Source organism: Streptomyces sp. NBC_01257 (assembly GCF_035917255.1).
Classification (GTDB): Bacteria; Actinomycetota; Actinomycetes; order Streptomycetales; family Streptomycetaceae; genus Streptomyces.
Window position 1 is genome coordinate 5,529,569 of the sequence record NZ_CP108472.1, and the last position, 20,053, is coordinate 5,549,621.

Sequence of the window (20,053 nt, forward strand, 5' to 3'; positions counted from 1 at the left end):
ATTCAGCCGCCGTCGTTCTCGCCGGAGACCGTCGGCGGTGTCGCGGGCCGGCCGCACGACTCGCGGACCCGCAGGGCGGGCAGCAGCGCCACGTGACGCCGCGCCACCGGATCGTCGGGACCACCCTCGCGCCGCCCCGCCAGCCGCTCCACGAGCAGCTCCGCCGCACGCCGGCCGACCTCTCGCTTGGGCGGCGCGACTGCGGTGAGCGGGGTGTCGGCGAGCGCCGCCACCTCGTCGTCGTACGTGATCAGCGACAGGTCCCCGGGCACCCGGACGCCCAGCTCGGCCAGCCGCCGCACCATCCGGATCGCGTCCTCGTCGTTGTGCATCAGCGCCGCGGTCGCCCGCCCCCGCCGCACCGCGTCCCGCACCGCCTGCGCGGCCCGCTCGAACAGCTCCGGATCGCGTTCGTCCGACGAGGACTCGATCACCGGTCCCGGCGCCCGCAGCCCCAGCACGGCCAGCGCCCGCGCGTACCCGGCCCGCACCGCCTGGGCGGTGGGGCTGTCCGCCCGGGCGATCAGCAGCGGGGCCCCGTGGCCGAGTCCCACCAGGTGCCGTACGGCGAGCAGCACGCCGTACGCGTGGTCCGAGCAGACCCGGTCCAGGCCCTCCAGCGGACCGCCGGGCGCACCGGTCCGCTCCACCATGACCTTCTCCACGGGCAGCCGGGCGATCCAGTCGCTGAATGCGGCCGGATGGCCCGGCTCCGTCCAGCTCGGGGCCAGCAGCAGCCCCTGCGCGCCGGCGGCGAGCAGCCCGGCGGCGTGGGAGGCGTCGTCCTCCGGCCGGTAGTCGGTGACCCGCAGGATCAGCCGGGCACCGAGCCGGGCGGCCGCCTCGTGCGCGCCGCGGATCACCTCGGCGAAGTAGTACACGGCCGCCGGCGCCAGCATCCCGATGACCGGACCGCCGCCCGCGGGGGTGCCGGACAGCCCCCGCTCGGCCGGCCAGGAGACCGAACCGTGCACCCGGTCCAGCAGGCCGCGCGCCGCGAGAGCCTCGACGTCGCGGCGCGCGGTGACCGGGGCGACGCCGAGCCGCTCCGCCAGGTCGGAGACGCGGACGCTGCCCCGTTCGCGTACCAGGTTCAGCAGTCGGTCATGACGTTCAGCGGCACCTTCGCGCACGGTGACGGCCCCCTCAGGCGGATGATCGGGCAGCGGATGATCGAACAGCGTACTGTTCCGATCATTCGATCACACCGGAGCGGCTCCGCGGGGGTCGGCCGTGCGCCGGGGTCCGTTCGCGCGGGGCCGGCCGCGGGAGTCCTGCCTACTGGGGCCCGTACTTGCGGCCCGTCCTGGAGGTCATTCCGCCGAGCAGACCGCGCGGCGTCAGCTTCACCAGGCCCATCAGCGCCTTGTACCGCGGGTCCGGCACCGAGACCGACTTGCCGCGCGTCAGGTCCGCCAGGGCCGCGGCCACCAGCTTGTCGGCGTCGAGCCACATCCAGCCCGGGATGTTGCCGGTGCCCATCCCGGCCCGCTGGTGGAACTCGGTCCGGACGAAGCCGGGGCACAGTGCCATCATCCGCACACCCGAGCCGGCCAGGTCCTTGGCCGCGCCCTGGCTGAACTGGACCACCCACGCCTTGGACGCCCCGTACGTGCCGCGCGGCACGAACGCCGCCACCGAGGCCACGTTCACGATGCCGCCCCGGCCGCGCTCCTTCATGCCCGCCGCGGCCGCCGACGTCAGCCGCAGCACCGCCTCGCAGTGGACCTTCAGCATCGCCAGCTCGTCCGCCATGGGCACGTCCAGATAGCGGCCCTTGTTGCCGAAGCCGGCGTTGTTGACCAGCAGATCGACCGACTCCCTGCGGTCGGCCAGCCGCGCCTCGACGGCGGCGATCCCCTCGTCCGTGGACAGGTCGGCGGTCAGCACCTCGGCCTCGATGCCGTGCCGGTCGTGCAGTTCGGTGGCCTGGTCCCGCAGCCGGTCGGTGTCGCGGGCCACCAGCACGAGGTTGTGTCCCCCGGCCGCGAGCCGGCGCGCGAAGGCGGCCCCGATGCCCGCGGTCGCGCCCGTAATCAGTGCAGTCGTCATACGCGGCACGTTAGTGCCAGGCCCGCACCTCCCCGCGACCCGCCCGCCGCTCCCCGCTCACCCCTGACGGGCCACGTACGCACGCGCCCTGCGCAGCGCCTCGGGATGCAGGGCCGCACCGGCCGTGAGCAGCAGCGGCAGCAGTTCCCGCTGTGTGGTCACGGCCCGGAACTGCAGCTCCACCGTCACCTCGTGGTCCGGCCGGTGCACGATCTCGACCGGGTCGCCCGCCCGGATGGCGCCCGGCGTGATCACCCGGAAGTACGCCCCGGGAACGGCCGTCCGCGTGTACCTCTTGATCCAGCGCTCCTCGCCGACGTGGCCCGCGAACGTACGGCACGGGATCCGGCCGGACGTGACCTCCAGGACCAGCTCGGCACCGACCCGCCAGCGCTCGCCGATCAGCGCCTGGCCGACCGCCACCCCGGCCGTGGTCAGGTTCTCGCCGAACCAGCCGTTGCGGACCGGGCGGCCCAGTTCCCGCTCCCAGGTGTCGAGGTCCTCGCGGGCGAAGGCGTACACGGCCTGGTTCGAGCCGCCGTGGTGGCGCAGATCGCAGACCGCGTCCCCGGCCAGTCCGCTGCCGCCGACGCCCTCGGGACCGGGGTCCGCGACCCGCACGAGTCCCTCGACGGACCGCTTGTCGATCCCGGTCAGGCCCTCCTTGGAGTCGGTGTAGGGCACCGCCACGGGCCGGCCCGTGTTCACCGTCAGCACTCTCATCGCGTTCATGCCCGCACGCTAGCGACTTCCGGCCACAGCGTCCGGCTGAAAGTCACATGCCGATAATTCGCAGCCGACCCAAGATTCGCTTATATTCGAAGAGTGATCGAGGCCCGTCATCTCCGAGTCCTGCGCGCCGTGGCCGGCACCGGTTCCTTCTCCGCCGCCGCCCGCGAGCTGGGCTGCACCCAGCCCGCCGTGAGCCAGCAGATGAAGGCGCTGGAGTCCTCCGCGGGCACCACGCTGCTCATCCGCACCGGACGCGAGATGCGGCTGACACAGGCCGGAGAGGCGCTCGTGCGCCACGCCTCGGGCATCCTCGCCGGGCTCACCGCCGCCGAGGAGGAGGTCGCCGCGATCGCCGGGCTGCGGGCCGGCCGGGTCCGCCTGGTCTCCTTCCCCAGCGGCAGCTCGACCCTGGTCCCCGGCGCCCTCGCCGCGCTCCGGGCCGACCACCCCGGCACCCGGGTCTCCCTGGTCGAGGCCGAGCCGCCCCGCTCGGTGGAGATGCTGCGCGACGGCGACTGCGACATCGCGCTGGCCTTCCGCTACGGCACGCCGGGCACCGAGTGGGACGACCTGGTGGTGCGTCCCCTGCTCACCGACCGGCTGATCGGCCTGGTGCCCGAGGGGCACGGGCTCGCGGACCGGGACGAGGTCGGCATCGGCGAACTCGCCGCCGAGTCGTGGATCGCCGGCTGCCCCCGCTGCCGCCGGCAGCTGGTGGAGGTCTGCGAGGAGTCCGGCTTCACCCCGCGGATCGACTTCGCCACCGACGACTACCCGGCGGTGATCGGTCTGGTCGGCGCGGGTCTGGGGGTCGCCGTGCTGCCGGCGCTGGCGATCGAGTCGGTACGCCCCAGGGGGGCCAGGACCGTCGCGGTGGAGCCGGCCATCGAGCGCGAGATCGTCGCGCTGACCCTGCCCGACCTGGCCCAGGTCCCGGCCGTGGCGGCCACCCTGGACCAGCTGTCCCGGGCGGCCACCCGCTGAGCGGTCCCGCAGCGGGCCGTCGGGTCCGGTGTGGGGAAACGTGAAGTGAAGAAACGTTTCGCCTGTGCTGGTGTGCGGCCGGTTCAGCCGTGTCCCGGCGGTGAGGCCGGTGCCGCCGCGGTGATCAGCCGGTTGCGGGCCCGTCCCATGAGCTCCTCGCGTTCGTCCTCGGTCAGTCCGCCCCACACCCCGTAGGGCTCGCGTACCGCCAGTGCGTGCGCGGCGCACTCGGCGCGTACCGGGCATCGCATGCAGACCTCTTTCGCGGAGGTCTCGCGGGCGCTCCGGGCGGCTCCGCGTTCCCCCTCGGGGTGGAAGAACAGTGAGCTGTCGACCCCTCGGCAGGCCGCCAGCAGCTGCCAGTCCCACAGATCGGCGTTGGGTCCGGGAAGGCGGGAGAAATCTGCCATTGCTTGTCCCCTCGAAACCATGCTGTGTCGGAAACGTCGTGGTCGTCCGTCGGTGACCGTGCCCATGACCGTACATCTACGGTGTTAGTAGATGTAAATATGACTGATTGCGAATCTAGCCACAGACACCAGCAAAAGGGAAGAAAACCCGCTAAATGGGGCATACGTTCATGAGAAGTTTCGGTTGACAGCTGGACGACCCGTGGCGCTCTCCTCCGTGCTCGCTCCCTCACGTAGAGTGCCGAACTCGGCCTTCCGACCCGTAACTCTTTCGAGTGACCATCGTTGAGAGTGCGGAGGCGGTTGGCAGAAAAAGCGATCGGGCAGATGTCCGAGAGCGTCAACCGCACAGGTGACGACTTGTTACAGCCTGGAGGCCCAAGGTGACGCGCATCAGCTGCGGAGGACGGTCATGACATCCGTCCTCGTCTGCGACGACTCCCCGCTTGCCCGAGAAGCGCTCCGTCGCGCGGTCGCGACCGTGCCCGGCGTCGAACGTGTGACGACCGCGGCCAACGGTGAGGAAGTCCTCCGCCGCTGGGGCGCCGACCGTTCGGATCTGATTCTCATGGACGTACGCATGCCCGGTCTGGGTGGTGTGGAGACCGTCCGTCGGCTGCTCTCCGCCGACCCCGGCGCGAGGATCATCATGCTGACCGTCGCCGAGGACCTGGACGGTGTCGCGCTCGCGGTCGCCGCCGGGGCCCGCGGATATCTGCACAAGGACGCCTCCCGGGCGGAGCTCCGGGCGACCGTCACCCAGGCCCTGGCCGATCCGACGTGGCGGCTCGCCCCGCGCCGGCTGCGGTCGGCCGAGATGGGTGCGGCGCCCACGCTCACGGCGCGCGAGATCCAGGTGCTCGAAGGGATGAGCCACGGCCGCTCCAACGCGGAGATCGGCCGCGAGCTGTTCCTCTCCGAGGACACGGTGAAGACGCACGCCAGGCGGCTGTTCAAGAAGCTCGGCGCCTCGGACCGCGCGCACGCCGTCGCGCTCGGTTTCCGCTGGGGCCTGGTCCGCTGAGAGGCGGCCCGTTCCCAGGTCACGCGACAGCTTCTGAGGTGCGGCCGTGACCGGCGGCCGCCGATCCACACCCCGTCCGCACGCCGGCGGACGGGGCGACCCGGGCGAGGGGTGCGGCACACGTCGTCCCCCGCCCGCACAGCCCGCCGCCCCGGCGGCATGTGACGCTTCCCGGCCGATGACGCATCCTTGAGACGTGGAGTTCCTCGGGAACGATTCGGTCGAGCGGAAGGGGAGGGCGCAGGACATGACTTCCGGCGCACCCGCTCATAACGCTTCGGTGCACAACTACGGACGCGGTGCCGCGGATGACGCGGCACCGGGGCACCATGGTTCGATGCGCGACGACGGAACGACGGTGATCGGTGCTCTGGTGCATCGTGCCGTCGAGGGCGACGCGCAGGCCACCCATGATCTGCTGGCCCACGTCCACCCCCTCGCGCTGCGCTACTGCAGGTCCCGGCTGAACCGGCTGCCCGGTGACGCGCGCCACTTCGTGGAGGACCTGGCGCAGGAGGTCTGCGTCGCGGTGCTGATGGCCCTGCCGCGCTACAAGGACACCGGCAGACCCTTCGAGGCCTTCGTCTTCGCCATCGCCGGCCACAAGGTGGCCGATCTCCAGCGCGCCGCGATGCGGCACCCGGGATCGACCGCCGTGCCCTCCGACGAGATGCCGGAGCGGCCGGACGACTCGCTCGGGCCCGAGGAGCGCGCGCTGCTCAGCAGCGATGCGGCCTGGGCCAAGAAGCTCCTCGCCAACCTCCCGGAGAACCAGCGCGAGCTGCTGGTCCTGCGCGTCGCCGTGGGGCTCACCGCCGAGGAGACCGGACAGATGCTCGGCATGTCGCCGGGTGCGGTCCGGGTCGCCCAGCACCGCGCGCTGAGTCGGCTGCGGGCCCTCGCGGAACAGTGAACGGGACACCTGTCCGTGCCGTAGGAAGCTACAGAACCTCCCGGTGATCTTGTTCATGGAATGAGACACCCCCGGAGGCCGTTAGCATGGACATCCGCACCGATCAAGGCCATTTGGGGAAGGTGTCATGACTGCAAACGTCGACGGAGTGCCCGAGAAATTCGCGACACTCGGGCTGACATACGACGACGTGCTGCTGCTGCCGGGCGCATCTGAAGTGCTGCCCAACGCGGTCGACACCTCGACGCTCATCTCGCGGAACGTGCGGGTGAACATCCCGCTGCTGTCCGCCGCGATGGACAAGGTCACCGAGGCCCGGATGGCCATCGCCATGGCCCGGCAGGGCGGCGTCGGCGTACTGCACCGCAATCTCTCGGTCGAGGACCAGGTCAACCAGGTCGACCTGGTGAAGCGGTCCGAGTCCGGCATGGTCACCGACCCGATCACGGTCGGCCCGGACGCCACGCTCGGCGAGGCCGACGCGCTGTGTGCGAAGTTCCGCATCAGCGGCGTCCCGGTCACCGACCCGGCGGGCAAGCTGCTCGGCATCGTCACCAACCGCGACATGGCCTTCGAGTCGGACCGCTCGCGCCAGGTGCGCGAGGTCATGACGCCGATGCCGCTGGTCACCGGCCGCGTCGGCATCTCCGGCGTGGACGCCATGGAGCTGCTGCGCCGCCACAAGATCGAGAAGCTTCCGCTGGTCGACGAGGCGGGCATCCTCAAGGGCCTCATCACGGTCAAGGACTTCAAGAAGGCCGAGCAGTACCCGGGCGCGGCCAAGGACGCCGAGGGCCGGCTGCTCGTCGGCGCCGCCGTCGGCGCCAGCCCGGAGGCGCTGGACCGCGCCCAGGCGCTGGCCGGGGCCGGTGTGGACTTCCTGATCGTCGACACCTCGCACGGCCACAACAGCAACGCCCTCAACTGGATGGCGAAGATCAAGTCGGCCGTCGACGTGGACGTCATCGGCGGCAACGTCGCGACCCGCGACGGCGCCCAGGCCCTGATCGACGCCGGCGTGGACGGCGTCAAGGTGGGCGTCGGTCCCGGCTCGATCTGCACCACCCGCGTGGTCGCCGGCATCGGCGTCCCGCAGGTCACCGCGATCTACGAGGCCGCCCTCGCGGCCCGTGCCGCGGGCGTCCCGGTCATCGGTGACGGCGGCCTGCAGTACTCCGGCGACATCGGCAAGGCGCTCGCCGCCGGTGCCGACAGCGTGATGCTCGGCTCGCTGCTCGCGGGCTGCGAGGAGTCCCCGGGCGAGCTGCTCTTCATCAACGGCAAGCAGTTCAAGTCGTACCGCGGCATGGGTTCGCTGGGTGCGATGCAGTCCCGCGGCCAGGGCCGCTCGTACTCCAAGGACCGCTACTTCCAGGCCGAGGTGTCCTCCGACGACAAGCTCGTCCCCGAGGGCATCGAGGGCCAGGTGCCCTACCGGGGCCCGCTGGCCAACGTGCTGCACCAGCTCGTCGGCGGTCTCCGCCAGACGATGGGGTACGTGGGCGCCGCCTCCGTCGACGAGATGGAGAGCAAGGGCCGCTTCGTGCGGATCACCTCGGCGGGTCTCAAGGAGAGCCACCCGCACGACATCCAGATGACGGTCGAAGCACCGAACTACAGCAGGAAGTAACGCGACAGCGCAGGTGAGGGGCGGTCCGGGGTTCCCGGAACCGCCCCTCCCTCATGTGTCGGGGATACTGGACAGCGCAGACGTAGAGGGAAAGGCCACACCATCGTGACTGAGATCGAGATCGGGCGCGGCAAGCGCGGCCGCCGGGCATACGCATTCGACGACATCGCCGTCGTCCCGAGCCGCCGGACCCGCGACCCGAAGGAGGTCTCGATCGCCTGGCAGATCGACGCCTACCGCTTCGAGCTGCCGTTCCTGGCCGCTCCCATGGACTCCGTCGTCTCCCCGCAGCACGCCATCCGCATCGGTGAGCTCGGCGGCCTCGGCGTGCTCAACCTGGAAGGCCTGTGGACCCGGCACGCCGACCCGCAGCCGCTCCTCGACGAGATCGCCGAGATGCCCGTCGAGTCCGCGACCCGCCGGCTCCAGGAGATCTACTCCGCCCCCATCCAGGAGGAGCTGATCGGGCAGCGCATCAAGGAGGTGCGCGACTCCGGTGTCGTCACCGCCGCCGCGCTCTCCCCGCAGCGCACCGCCCAGTTCTCGAAGGCCGTCGTCGACGCGGGCGTGGACATCTTCGTCATCCGCGGTACGACGGTCTCCGCCGAGCACGTCTCGGGCGCTGCCGAGCCGCTCAACCTGAAGCAGTTCATCTACGAGCTGGACGTCCCGGTCATCGTCGGCGGCTGCGCCACGTACACCGCGGCCCTGCACCTGATGCGCACGGGCGCGGCCGGTGTCCTCGTCGGCTTCGGCGGCGGCGCCGCGCACACCACGCGCAACGTCTTCGGCATCCAGGTCCCGATGGCGACCGCGGTCGCCGATGTGGCCGGGGCCCGCCGCGACTACATGGACGAGTCCGGCGGCCGGTACGTGCACGTGATCGCGGACGGCGGCGTCGGCTGGTCCGGCGACCTGCCGAAGGCCATCGCCTGCGGTGCGGACGCCGTGATGATGGGCTCCCCGCTCGCCCGTGCGACGGACGCGCCGGGCCGCGGCCGGCACTGGGGCATGGAGGCCGTCCACGAGGACGTGCCGCGCGGCAAGCTGGTCGACCTCGGCTCCGTCGGCACGACGGAGGAGGTCCTCACCGGTCCCTCGCACACCCCCGACGGCTCGATGAACATCTTCGGCGCGCTGCGCCGGGCGATGGCGACGACGGGGTACAGCGACCTCAAGGAGTTCCAGCGCGTCGAGGTGACGGTGGCGGACTCGCAGCACCGCCGCTGAGCGCTCAGCACACACGGAAGGGCCCGGACCGCGATCGCGGTCCGGGCCCTTCCGTGTTTCCTGCGTGTCGTCAGCGACTAGTCGGCAGCCTTCTTGGCGCCGGAGAACGCGGCGACCGCCGCGACGGCGAAGAAGAGGTACGAGATGAAGTCCGAGTCGGCCTTCCACGCCTCGTTCAGCAGGCTGAAGTGGTCGAAGAACAGCTCGGAGACCGTGACGGGGAGCTCCTTCGCCGCGATCATGGCCTCGCCGAGCAGCTGGCCGAAGTAGACGGCGATCAGCGAGAGGACGACACTCAGGACCGGCAGGATCGGGTTCCGGCCGCCGACCTTGCCCGAGGCGAAGCCCACCACGAAGCCGACACCCACGGCCGCGTAGCCGATCTCGTGCTTCGTCGCGCCGATGATCGCACCGTAGATGGCCGCCGCGACGACCGCCGCGACGACGGCGGCGGCTATACCGAGACCCACGTTGTTGCGCGCCGGTGCCACCGGAGCGAACGGTGCGCCGCCGCCGAAGGGGGCGCCGACCGGCTGCTGGCCCGCGAACGGGTTGCCGGTCGGGGCGCCGGGCTGGCCGGGCTGGGCGGCATACGGGTTGCCGGCCTGCGGCTGGCCGTCGTACGGCTGGTTCGGCGGTGGTACGGGCGTGCTCATGGTGGGTTCCCCCTGGGACTGTGGCGCACTGGTGTGCGATGAGTGACGCCGCAGGCTAGCAGTCGGTTCCGACAATGACCCACCGGAATCCTTGGGGGGACTGCGATCAGAGCCGGTGCGCGGCTCCCGCCGGGGTCGCGCCACGGGTGTCCAGGAGGAGCTGTGCCTTCACGGCCAGGCCCTGGAGGTCGTAGGTGCGGTGGTGCTGGAGCAGCACCGTCAGATCCGCGCTGGAGGCCGCCTCGTAGAGCGAATCGGCACGTGGGACCGGGAGTTCGCGCACGCGCCAGTCCAGGACGTGCGGATCGTGGTAGCCGATCTGCGCCCCCATGTCCATCAGCCGGGTGGCGATCTCCCGGGCGGGGGAGGCCTCCTGGTCGGCGAGGTCCGGCTTGTAGGTGACGCCGAGGAGGAGGATCCGGGCGCCCCGGACGGACTTGCCGTGCTCGTTGAGGAGGGTGGCCGAGCGCTGGATCACGTACTGCGGCATCCGGTCGTTGATCTCCTGCGCGAGCGAGACCATCCGCAGCGGGTGCCCGGGGGTGCGGCTGTTGTACGGGAGGTAGCCCGGGTCGACCGGGACGCCGTGGCCGCCGACGCCGGGCCCGGGGCGGAAGGGCTGGAAGCCGAAGGGCTTGGTCTCGGCGCACCGGATGACGTCCCACAGGTCGACGCCGAGGTCGTGGCAGAGCACCGCCATCTCGTTGACCAGGGCGATGTTGACGTGCCGGAAGTTGGTCTCCAGGACCTTCGTCATCTCGGCCTCGCGCGGGCCGCGGGCGCGGACGACCTTGTCGGTGAGGCGGCTGTAGAAGGCCGCGGCCGATTCGGTGCAGGCCGGGGTGAGACCGCCGATCACCTTGGGGGTGTTGGCGTAGACGTGGGTGCGGTTGCCGGGGTCGACCCTGGTGGGGGAGTAGGCGAGGTGGAAGTCGCGTCCGCCGCGCAGGCCCGAGCCCTCTTCGAGGAGGGGGAGCAGGAAGTTCTCGGTGGTGCCGGGGTGGACGGGTGATTCCAGCAGCACGGTGGTGTGCGGGCGCAGCCGGGCGGCCAGGGCGCGGGCCGCGTCGCCCACACCGGTGAGGTCGAGGGTGCGGTCGGGGCCGAGGGGGGTGGGCGCGCAGATCACGGCGGTACGGACCCGGCCCAGCTCGGCCTGGTTGGTGGTGGGGCGGAAGCCGCCGGAGAGCATCCGGCGGATGTCGGACGCGGTGAGCGGCCCCTCGACGGGGGTGCGGCCCGCGGAGAGCTCCGCGAAGGCGCGCGGGTCGGTGTCGTAGCCGACGGTCTGGATGCCGGCTGCGACGGCGGCTTGGGCGAGGGGCAGGCCGAGGTGACCGAGTCCGATGACGGCGAGGTCTGCAGGCACGTGGGTGGCCGTCCTTCCCTAAGACCATGAGGACAGAAAGCGCAACTGCTGGGGACAGCGCAATGTCAGACTAGGCGTAAATATGACCTATATGTCGCATTGTGTGGCCCTTGTCGTCCGGGTGTTGTCCACAGGCGGTGGCTGAAGTCGCGGAGCGCGGACAGAATCGAGAGGTGGGCACGGGCCCGGCCCCGCGGCCGGACCGCATCCCCGTGCCGGACCACCCCGATCTACCGGGAGGCAGCAGTGAGGACAGCGACACTGGGACCCGCGGAGCGCACCGAGGCGCTCGCCGCGATGGCCGAGCGCGAACTGGACGTGCTGGTCGTGGGGGCGGGGGTGGTCGGCGCCGGGACGGCGCTGGACGCGGTGACCAGAGGGCTCTCGACCGGACTGGTCGAGGCCCGCGACTGGGCGTCCGGCACGTCGAGCAGGTCGAGCAAGCTGATCCACGGCGGGCTGCGCTATCTGGAGATGCTCGACTTCGCGCTCGTCCGCGAGGCGCTGAAGGAGCGCGGGCTGCTGCTGGAGCGGCTCGCCCCGCACCTGGTGAAGCCGGTGCCGTTCCTGTACCCGTTGCAGCACAAGGGCTGGGAGCGGCTCTACGCCGGCGCGGGCGTCGCGCTGTACGACGCGATGTCGGTGTCGTCCGGGCACGGCCGCGGACTGCCCGTGCACCGGCACCTCTCCCGCCGCCGGGCCCTGCGGGTCGCGCCGGCGCTCAAGCGGGACGCCCTGGTGGGGGCCCTGCAGTACTACGACGCCCAGGTGGACGACGCCCGTCACACGGCGACGCTCGTGCGGACCGCCGCCGGATACGGCGCGCATGTCGCGAACCGGGCGAGGGTGACCGCCTTCCTCCGTGAGGGCGAACGGGTCGTCGGCGTTCGGGTGGAGGACGTCGAGGCGGGTGACAGCTACGAGATCAGGGCCAAACAGGTGGTCAACTCCAGCGGCGTCTGGACGGACGACACCCAGGCGCTGATCGGCGAGCGCGGCCAGTTCCACGTACGGGCTTCCAAGGGCATCCATCTCGTCGTCCCGAAGGACCGCATCCACTCCTCCACCGGCCTGATCCTGCGGACCGAGAAGTCCGTGCTCTTCGTCATCCCGTGGGGGCGGCACTGGATCGTCGGGACGACGGACACCGACTGGGACCTCGACAAGGCGCACCCCGCCGCGTCCAGCGCGGACATCGACTACCTGCTCGAACACGTCAACTCGGTGCTGGCCACCCCGCTGACCCGGGACGACGTCCAGGGGGTCTACGCGGGACTGCGGCCGCTGCTGGCCGGTGAGTCGGACGCGACGAGCAAGCTGTCGCGCGAGCACACGGTGGCGCATCCGCTGCCGGGCCTCGTCGTCGTCGCGGGCGGGAAGTACACGACGTACCGGGTGATGGCCAAGGACGCCGTCGACGAGGCGGTGCACGGCCTGGACCAGCGGGTCGCGGAGTGCGTCACGGAGGACATCCCGCTGCTGGGCGCCGAGGGCTACCGCGCCCTGTGGAACGCGCGGGCCAGGATCGCCGCCAGGACCGGCCTGCATGTCGCCCGGGTGGAGCACCTGCTGAACCGGTACGGCTCCATGACCGAGGAGATCCTGGAGCTGATCGTCGCCGATCCGGTGATGGGCGAACCGCTGCCCTCCGCCGACGACTACCTGAAGGCCGAGATCGTGTACGCCGCCTCGCACGAGGGCGCCCGCCACCTCGACGACGTCCTGACCCGGCGCACCCGGATCTCCATCGAGACCTTCGACCGGGGCACCCGCTCCGCCCGGCTCTGCGCCGAGCTGATGGCGCCGGTGCTCGGCTGGGACAAGGGCCAGATCGACCGGGAGGTCACGCACTACGAGAAGCGGGTGGAGGCGGAACGGGAGTCGCAGCGCCAGCCCGACGACCTGACGGCGGACGCGGCACGGCTGGGAGCACCGGACATCGTGCCCATCTAGGCTCCCTCGGCCGGACGGCGGCGGTCCGCCGTCCGCTTCCCTCCGGCCGCCCTCCGGCGCGGGACGGGACGGCGGACCGCCGCCGGGAATACGGCGGTTCGGAGCGGCGCTGTGGACGACGGGCCGTGGTAGGCAGGGGAGTGCCCGGCGTGAGATGTGGTTCGCTGGGCAGGGGTTCAAGGACACGGCGCGGCAGCGCCCTCCCCGGTACGGGCCGACAGGAATCGCTTCCTCCGGCCCCGTCATCACGGTCCCCGGACCCGGCACCAGGACCGGTCCCGGGGTGAGGGACAATGAACGCTCTGCCAGGGCGGGTTGATCGCAGAGGGGACGCATGTCGGAGGCGGAGCAGGCACGGGAGCCCCAACGGGACAAGGACGGACGCCTCCTTTCGGGGCGATACCGGCTCGGGGAGGTACTCGGCCGGGGCGGTATGGGGACCGTCTGGCGCGCCGTCGACGAGACGCTGGGCCGCACGGTCGCGGTCAAGGAACTGCGGTTCCCCTCGGCCATCGACGACGACGAGAAGCGCCGGCTCATCACGCGTACGCTGCGCGAGGCCAAGGCGATCGCCCGGATCCGCAACAACGGCGCGGTCACCGTCTACGACGTGGTCGACGAGGACGACCGGCCGTGGATCGTCATGGAACTCATCGAGGGCAAGTCGCTGGCCGAAGCGGTGCGCGAGGACGGCGTCCTGACGCCGCGCCGCGCGGCGGAGGTCGGCCTCGCCATCCTCGACGTGCTGCGCTCGGCGCACCGCGAGGGCATCCTGCACCGCGATGTGAAGCCGTCCAACGTGCTGATCTCCGAGGACGGCCGGGTCGTGCTGACCGACTTCGGGATCGCCCAGGTCGAGGGCGACCCGTCCGTCACCTCCACCGGCATGCTCGTCGGCGCCCCTTCGTACATCTCGCCGGAGCGGGCCCGCGGGCACAAGCCGGGACCGCCCGCCGACCTGTGGTCGCTCGGCGGACTGCTGTACGCGAGCGTGGAGGGCTGCCCGCCCTACGACAAGGGGTCCGCGATCGCGACCCTGACCGCCGTGATGACCGAACCGCTGGACCCGCCGAAGAACGCGGGCCCGCTGGAGGAGGTCATCTACGGGCTGCTCGCCCGGGATCCGGAGCAGCGGCTCGACGACGCGGGCGCGCGCGCCCTGCTCACCGACGTCATCAACGCCCCGGAGCAGCCTGACGTCCCGGTGCCGCCGCCCGCCGACGCCACCCAGGTGATGGCGATCCCCAAGAACGTCGCCGACGCCCCGCCCAAGTCCGCCCGGAAGTCCGGGGAGACGGGCGAGGGCGGCCGCGACCGGCTGCGCGGGGCCCTGCGCTCGGTGCGGAACGCGAAGGCGGCACCGGCCGCGGGCGCGGGTGTCGCCGCCGGTTCCGCCGCCCCGGCCCGGCCCGCCAAGGCTCCGGCGACGGCCACGGCCTCCCCCTCGGGGGCCGTACCGCCGCCGCGTCCGGCCACCTCGCCGGTCACCCCCCGGGCCTCGCTCACGGACGTGGTGCCGCGCCGCACGCTGGCGATCATCGCGGCCGTCATCGTGCTCGCCGTGCTCGCCACGGTCCTCGCGCTCACGCTCGGCGGGGACGACAAGGGTTCCGACAACGCGGGCAAGGTCAAGGACGGCGCGTCCGCCTCGGCCGGGTCCTCCGCCGGCAGCGGCACCGGGTCCTCCGCCGACACGGAGCAGGGCAGCGGCAAGGAACAGGGCAAGGGCGAGGACGACGACGCCAAGGGCGGCGGCCAGGGCGCGGACGACGACTCGGGCAAGGGCTCGGACGACGCGAAGGACAAGGGCTCGGACGACGCCGTGCCGGCCGGCTTCCGGGCGGTGGAGAACAAGCAGTTCCACTTCTCCATGGCGATGCCCGGGAACTTCCGCTTCGACAAGACGGCGGGCGCCAACTCCGGTGCCATATACAACGTCAGCGGCGGCTTCCCCCGTATCCAGGTCGACTACACCCGTTCGCCCGGCGGCGACGCCGCGGCCGCGTGGAACGCGGCCCGGGCCGCCGTCGCCGGCACCAGCAACAACTACCACCACCTCGGCATAAACAAGGTCCAGTACAACGGCTACCCGACCGTCGCCGACTGGCAGTTCGAGCGTACGCAGCAGGGCCAGCGGGTACGGGTGATCAACCGCGGCTTCAAGGTCGACGCCGGTCACGGATACGCGATCATGATCAGCTGCCCGGCCGACGCATGGGACGCCAAGGAGTGCCGGACGCTGCGCAAGACGGCGTTCGACACGTTCAAGCCGCTCGACTGAGCCAAGCCGTGCGGCCGGGTTGCGCCGACCCTGCCGCGCGGCCGCCGCTTGCCACGTATTGTGAGAGCTCGAAGACCGTACGCAGCCGAAACCTCAAGTCAATTGCACAGTAAGTGACCGCAATTGGCGACTTCGTGCGGTCTACGTGACCGGGGGAACAGCGCGCTCTGGGGAGGCGTCGTGGACGACTATGCGGGTCGGGTACTTGCCGACCGCTACCGCCTTCCGCTGCCCCCGTCCGACGAGTACGAACTGGTCGAGACCCGGGCGTTCGACACCTACAGCGGACAGGAAGTCCTCGTCCGGCAGGTGCCGTTGCCCGAGGTCGTGGACGCCGAGGTGCTCGACGCGGACGGGGTGCCCACAGCAGCGCGGCGCACCAGCGCGCGCACGGTGCGGCGGTCCACCGATCCGGCCGTCCGGCGCGCCATAGAGGCCGCCCAGGCGGCGGCCCAGGTGCCCGACCACCCGCGCCTGGACCAGGTCTTCGACGTGTTCGCCGAGGCGGGCTCGCTCTGGATCGTGAGCGAGCTGGTGGCGGCCCGGCCGCTGGCGGCCCTGCTCGCGGAGCGCCCGCTCAATCCGTACCGGGCCGCCGAGATCGGCTCCGACGTCCTGACCGCGCTGCGGGTCCTGCACGCCCACGGCTGGACCCACCGCAACATCACCGTGCGCACGGTGCTGATCTGCGACGACGGACGCGTCGTGCTGACCGGCCTGGCGGCCGGGGCGGCCGAGGAGGCGCTCTGCGGATATGTGCCGGTGCCGCGCCCCGACGACGGCGATCCCGAGGGTGCGTACGGCAGCCCCGCGGTCGAGTCCGGCCCCACCGGCCCGTACGTCCCGCCCGCGGTGGAGGCGGGCGACGGCGATCCGTACAACGATCCCCACGGCGACCCGTACAGCGACCCGCACGGTGCCCCCGAGGTGCCCGCTGCCCGCGAACCCGCGGCCATCGAGCCGGGGTACGGCGACGGGCCCGCGCAGCCCCACGGCGCCGGGGAGCTGGAGTCCGTGCCGCGGCCTTCACAGCCCGCGCCCATGCCGCCCGGCACCCTGCCCGTCCCCGCATCCGACGAGGCAGGTGCCGCCCGGGCCAGGGCAGCCCGGGCCGGTGCCATCGCCGCGTACCGCGCGGGTGCCCGCGCCGCCGCCCGCATCAGCGAGGAGGAGCGCCGGGCCGGCCGGGACGAGACGCAGGACACCGGCACCCTCCCGGTGCAGCGGCCCGCCCACCCGCAGCCCCCGCTCGGCCTGCCGGGCGTCCCGGAGACGTACGGCGAGGACCTGTACGACGACGAGGACCCGTACGACGACGAGGACGACGACGGCGGGCCGCCGCCCCGGCGGCTCCACCTGACCGGCACCTGGGACGACGGCCCCGGCTACGGACGCCCGGTGTCCGCCGGGGGTTCCAACGAGGACGCCCTGCGCGCCGACTCCCGGCGCCACGACACCACCCCGGCCGTCAGCCCGCTCGTTCCGGCCACCACCCGCGACACCTCCCCGGGCCGCTGGGACGAGATCGTCGCCGGCAGCCGCGGCCCGTCCGCCTACCGCGGCCCCGCCACCACCCTCGCCGCCGAACGCGCCCGGCAGGCCCGGATCGCCGTCGTCGGCGCGGTCACCGAGCGCTGGGCGCCCGAGCAGGCCGGACCGGTCCACGAGAACTGGCAGCTGGCCCCGCCCATCGGCCCCTCCACCGACCTCTGGGCGCTGGGCGCCCTGCTCTACCGCGCCGTCCAGGGCCACGCCCCGTACCCCGAGGAGAGCGCCGCCGAACTCGTCCAGATGGTCTGCGGCGAACCGCCCGCCTTCGCCGAGGAGTGCGGCCCGCTGCGGCCCGTCGTCGAGTCGCTGCTGCGCCAGGACCCCACCGAGCGGCCGGACTTCGAGGAGCTGCGGGGCTGGCTGCGCTCCCTGGTGCGCTCGGCGCCGGAGCCGGAGGCCGGTGCGGACGTCGTGCCGCTGCCGTCCCCCGACGCCACCCGGCTGCCCGTCGTGCGCCGCCGCGGCGAACTCGTCCGCAAGCGCCGCGGCCGCCGGGGCGGCGCGGCACACGGCAGGCACCGCCACACCAAGGACCGTCCGGAACCCGTGGAGCGGGCCCCCCGGCAGCAGGTGCGCGAGCCGAAGAACCCCAGGCCGGTCCGCGAGCCCAAGGGGCCCAAGGCGCTGCGCACCCCGCCCCGCCCGCAGCAGGGCGGCAAGCGCGCACCGCGGCGGCTCGGCCGGCTGCTGCTCGTCCTGATCCTGCTGCTCCTGGTCGCGGCGATCGCGTACGCGGTGATGTTCATGCCCAAGTCCGGTACGGAGCAGGGGGCCGGCGCGTCCCCGTCCCGTACCGCGTCCGGAGCACCCGAACCCGGCAACGGCGGCTCCGGCGGCCCGGACCCCGACCCGTCGCAGTCCTCCGGCGCGCAGCAGCCGCAGACCAGCCGCTCCGCCGTCGCCCTCGCGCCCGGCTACGCGCTGCGCAAGGACGCCGAGGGCTTCGAGGTCGGGCTGCCCAAGGGCTGGACGCGCGTCGCGCCCAACGCGAACCGTCAGATCCGCTACGGCGACGGCGGGTTCAGCGTCCTCATCGTGCCCGGGCGCGACACGGTCAAGTCCGGCGGCTCGGACCCGCTCGACTACCAGCGGGACAAGGAACCGGAGTTGAAGCCGTTCCGCGACTCCAGCTGGTCGTCCGCGAGCGGGCTGCGCCGGATCGACGTCGGGCAGCAGGCCATGGCGGAGGGGCAGTACACCTGGCAGGCGGGCGGCCGCGAGCTCTTCGTCCGCAACCTGGTGATGGTCGTCGACGGCAAGTACCACATCCTCCAGGCCATCGGCCCGGTGGGCGAGCGCGACAAGGTGAACGACATCTACCAACAGGCCAGTACCTCCTACCGCGTGACGAAGTGAGACGAACCGCCTGACGCTGTGTGCCCGGCCGGTTTCGGCACACCGCTGCCGGGAAGCGACAAGCATCACAGTGCGATCTCGTGAGCGGTGCGAGGTTCCGTGGCCGCACCTCCCCTCCGTAACCTGTCATCCGAAGGAACGGGGCGGGGACACACGTGGATCGATCACAGGGCACGGAAGCGGGACTGCTGCTGGCCGGGAGGTACCGGCTCGGCGAGGTCCTCGGACGCGGCGGCATGGGCAAGGTCTGGCGCGCCCATGACGAGGTGCTGCACCGCACCGTCGCCGTCAAGGAACTGACGGCCGGGCTGTACGTCGCCGAGGCGGACCGGGTCGTCCTGCACGCGCGGACCCAGAAGGAGGCCCGCGCCGCCGCCCGCATCACCCACCCCGGCGTGGTCACCGTCCATGACGTGATCGAGTACGACAACCGGCCGTGGATCGTCATGCAGTACGTCGACGGACCGTCACTCGCCGACCAGGCCAAGGAGTCCGGCGAGGTCGACCCGCGCGAGGCCGCGAGGATCGGCCTCCATGTGCTGGGCGCCCTGCGCGCCGCCCACGGCGCCGGGGTGCTGCACCGCGATGTGAAGCCGGGCAACGTCCTGCTCGCCCGGGACGGCCGGGTGCTGCTCACCGACTTCGGGATCGCCGCGATAGAGGGCGACTCGACCATCACCAGGACCGGTGAACTGGTCGGCTCCATCGACTACCTGGCCCCCGAGCGGGTACGCGGCGGCGATCCCGGCCCCGCGTCCGACCTGTGGTCGCTGGGCGCCACGCTGTACACCGCGGTCGAGGGCCGTTCGCCGTTCCGCCGCACCTCGCCGATCTCCACGATGCAGGCCGTCGTCACCGAGGATCCGCCGCCGCCCGAGCGGGCCGGGGCGCTGGGGCACGTCATCACCGCACTGCTCCGCAAGGAACCCGAGGACCGGCCGACGGCCGCGGAGACCGAACGGATGCTGCTGGAGGCCATGGAGGGGCGCGCACCCCGTTCGGCCCAGGCGTACGTCCCCACCCAGCGGGTCCCGGACGAGGTCATGCACGCGATGGGCGCGGACGGCGGCGGGATGCCGGCCGGCGGCACGGCCCAACTGCCCTACCCCGGACCGGTTCCGCCCCCCGGCTCCGCACCCGTCACCCGGCGCACCCGCGGCCGCTGGCGCACCACGCTCGTGGTCATCGCCCTGGCGGCGCTGGTGGGAGGCGGCGCGGGCATCGCCGCGATGCTGTACTCCAACCGTGCGGACGACGAGACCGGCGGCGGGACCGGCGGCACGGCGTCCCACGGCACCCGCTCGCCGGGACCGGCCATCCCGACCCCCACCCCGTCGTCGAAGCCGGACCCGTCGAAGCAGGGGGTGCCGGAGGGCTGGCGGCGGGTGGAGGACCCGGCCGGGTTCAGCATCCTGATGCCGATCGGCTGGGAGCGGCAGGTGAACGGCACCAACATCGACTACACGCCGGACGACGGTGTGCACTACTTCCGCTTCAGCGTCGATCCGACGCCCGACTTCGAGCACCCGTACACGCACATGCAGAACCTGGAGACGAGCCTGAAGGAGCGGCTGCCGGACTACCGGAGCCTGGAGATGAACTCCAACGTCTACCGGGACCAGCCCGGATCCATCTGGGAGTTCACCTGGACCGAGAAGGACGGCGCCGGCCCGCGGCACGCCATCGACCAGATGTACTACGCCAAGGAGGGCGGCCCGGAGTACGCGCTGTACATGACGGGGCCGGAGAAGGACTGGGACGTCACCCGGGACCAGTTCCAGGCGATGCTGCGCAGCTGGCGTGCGCCTGCCGACGAGGGCTGACCCCGCCCGACCCGGCCGGCCGCCGGACTGTCACGGGTCTGTCATCGCTCAACTGCCCCTGTGGTCACGGGGCGTGGCCTCGGACAGGA

15 protein-coding genes are annotated in these 20,053 nt (G+C 72.3%); 9 read left to right on the forward strand and 6 right to left on the reverse strand.

Annotated features, from left to right (window positions below):
• Positions 1 to 2: 2 nt before the first annotated feature.
• The 3 genes from OG408_RS24105 to OG408_RS24115 form a co-directional block, all read right to left on the reverse strand.
• Positions 3 to 1,133, reverse strand: a complete 1,131-nt coding sequence (locus OG408_RS24105; RefSeq protein WP_326671881.1) for a substrate-binding domain-containing protein — start codon at positions 1,131 to 1,133, stop codon at positions 3 to 5.
• 145 nt (positions 1,134 to 1,278) lie between these two features.
• Complete coding sequence (locus tag OG408_RS24110) at positions 1,279 to 2,052, reverse strand: SDR family NAD(P)-dependent oxidoreductase (protein ID WP_326671883.1); 774 nt, start codon at positions 2,050 to 2,052, stop codon at positions 1,279 to 1,281.
• Between the two features lie 57 nt (positions 2,053 to 2,109).
• Positions 2,110 to 2,784: an MOSC domain-containing protein gene (locus OG408_RS24115; protein WP_326671885.1), complete on the reverse strand. Its 675-nt coding sequence runs from the start codon at positions 2,782 to 2,784 to the stop codon at positions 2,110 to 2,112.
• 93 nt (positions 2,785 to 2,877) lie between these two features.
• On the opposite strand from OG408_RS24115, the gene OG408_RS24120 reads away from it, so the two are divergent.
• Positions 2,878 to 3,768, forward strand: a complete 891-nt coding sequence (locus OG408_RS24120; protein WP_285564840.1) for a LysR family transcriptional regulator — start codon at positions 2,878 to 2,880, stop codon at positions 3,766 to 3,768.
• Between the two features lie 83 nt (positions 3,769 to 3,851).
• Here the strand turns inward: OG408_RS24120 and OG408_RS24125 are convergent, their stop codons facing one another.
• Positions 3,852 to 4,178 carry a WhiB family transcriptional regulator gene (locus OG408_RS24125; RefSeq protein ID WP_018101161.1) on the reverse strand — a complete coding sequence of 109 codons (327 nt, stop codon included), beginning with the start codon at positions 4,176 to 4,178 and terminating at the stop codon, positions 3,852 to 3,854.
• Between the two features lie 412 nt (positions 4,179 to 4,590).
• On the opposite strand from OG408_RS24125, the gene OG408_RS24130 reads away from it, so the two are divergent.
• The 4 genes from OG408_RS24130 (at position 4,591) to OG408_RS24145 (ending at position 8,975) form a co-directional block, all read left to right on the forward strand.
• Complete coding sequence (locus OG408_RS24130; protein WP_003948568.1) at positions 4,591 to 5,202, forward strand: response regulator transcription factor; 612 nt, start codon at positions 4,591 to 4,593, stop codon at positions 5,200 to 5,202.
• 337 nt (positions 5,203 to 5,539) lie between these two features.
• The gene (locus OG408_RS24135) at positions 5,540 to 6,115 is read left to right on the forward strand and encodes a sigma-70 family RNA polymerase sigma factor (RefSeq protein ID WP_018101160.1); all 576 of its coding nucleotides are present in this window, start codon (positions 5,540 to 5,542) and stop codon (positions 6,113 to 6,115) included.
• Positions 6,116 to 6,242: 127 nt separating this feature from the next.
• Positions 6,243 to 7,745 carry an IMP dehydrogenase gene (guaB, locus tag OG408_RS24140; RefSeq protein ID WP_266781768.1) on the forward strand — a complete coding sequence of 501 codons (1,503 nt, stop codon included), beginning with the start codon at positions 6,243 to 6,245 and terminating at the stop codon, positions 7,743 to 7,745.
• A 105-nt stretch (positions 7,746 to 7,850) separates the two neighbouring features.
• Positions 7,851 to 8,975, forward strand: coding sequence for a GuaB3 family IMP dehydrogenase-related protein (locus tag OG408_RS24145; RefSeq protein ID WP_007453079.1), 1,125 nt, complete (start codon positions 7,851 to 7,853; stop codon positions 8,973 to 8,975).
• Between the two features lie 77 nt (positions 8,976 to 9,052).
• Here OG408_RS24145 and OG408_RS24150 read toward each other — a convergent pair whose 3' ends face one another.
• Together OG408_RS24150 and OG408_RS24155 are read right to left on the reverse strand one after the other, a co-directional pair.
• The gene (locus OG408_RS24150; RefSeq protein WP_266781771.1) at positions 9,053 to 9,631 is read right to left on the reverse strand and encodes a hypothetical protein; all 579 of its coding nucleotides are present in this window, start codon (positions 9,629 to 9,631) and stop codon (positions 9,053 to 9,055) included.
• Positions 9,632 to 9,737: 106 nt separating this feature from the next.
• A complete protein-coding gene (locus OG408_RS24155) occupies positions 9,738 to 11,000 on the reverse strand; it encodes a nucleotide sugar dehydrogenase (RefSeq protein ID WP_326671890.1) in 1,263 nt (420 codons plus the stop codon).
• A gap of 246 nt (positions 11,001 to 11,246) precedes the next feature.
• On the opposite strand from OG408_RS24155, the gene OG408_RS24160 reads away from it, so the two are divergent.
• The 4 genes from OG408_RS24160 (at position 11,247) to OG408_RS24175 (ending at position 19,964) form a co-directional block, all read left to right on the forward strand.
• Positions 11,247 to 12,953: a glycerol-3-phosphate dehydrogenase/oxidase gene (locus OG408_RS24160; protein WP_285564837.1), complete on the forward strand. Its 1,707-nt coding sequence runs from the start codon at positions 11,247 to 11,249 to the stop codon at positions 12,951 to 12,953.
• 334 nt (positions 12,954 to 13,287) lie between these two features.
• Positions 13,288 to 15,234, forward strand: coding sequence for a serine/threonine-protein kinase (locus OG408_RS24165; RefSeq protein WP_285564836.1), 1,947 nt, complete (start codon positions 13,288 to 13,290; stop codon positions 15,232 to 15,234).
• A gap of 180 nt (positions 15,235 to 15,414) precedes the next feature.
• A complete protein-coding gene (locus tag OG408_RS24170) occupies positions 15,415 to 18,141 on the forward strand; it encodes a protein kinase (RefSeq protein WP_326671892.1) in 2,727 nt (908 codons plus the stop codon).
• Between the two features lie 155 nt (positions 18,142 to 18,296).
• Entirely contained in the window at positions 18,297 to 19,964 is a 1,668-nt protein-coding gene (locus OG408_RS24175) for a serine/threonine-protein kinase (RefSeq protein WP_326671894.1), read from the forward strand.
• Positions 19,965 to 20,053: the final 89 nt, after the last annotated feature.

What these genes read in the sequence shown, in the direction of transcription:
- OG408_RS24110 (WP_326671883.1), bottom strand. Translation starts at nt 2,052, where the DNA reads ATGACGACTGCACTGATTACGGGCGCGACCGCGGGCATCGGGGCCGCC.
- OG408_RS24115 (WP_326671885.1), bottom strand. Translation starts at nt 2,784, where the DNA reads ATGAACGCGATGAGAGTGCTGACGGTGAACACGGGCCGGCCCGTGGCG.
- OG408_RS24125 (WP_018101161.1), bottom strand. Translation starts at nt 4,178, where the DNA reads ATGGCAGATTTCTCCCGCCTTCCCGGACCCAACGCCGATCTGTGGGAC.
- OG408_RS24130 (WP_003948568.1), top strand. Translation starts at nt 4,591, where the DNA reads ATGACATCCGTCCTCGTCTGCGACGACTCCCCGCTTGCCCGAGAAGCG.
- OG408_RS24135 (WP_018101160.1), top strand. Translation starts at nt 5,540, where the DNA reads ATGCGCGACGACGGAACGACGGTGATCGGTGCTCTGGTGCATCGTGCC.
- guaB (WP_266781768.1), top strand. Translation starts at nt 6,243, where the DNA reads ATGACTGCAAACGTCGACGGAGTGCCCGAGAAATTCGCGACACTCGGG.
- OG408_RS24150 (WP_266781771.1), bottom strand. Translation starts at nt 9,631, where the DNA reads ATGAGCACGCCCGTACCACCGCCGAACCAGCCGTACGACGGCCAGCCG.
- OG408_RS24165 (WP_285564836.1), top strand. Translation starts at nt 13,288, where the DNA reads ATGTCGGAGGCGGAGCAGGCACGGGAGCCCCAACGGGACAAGGACGGA.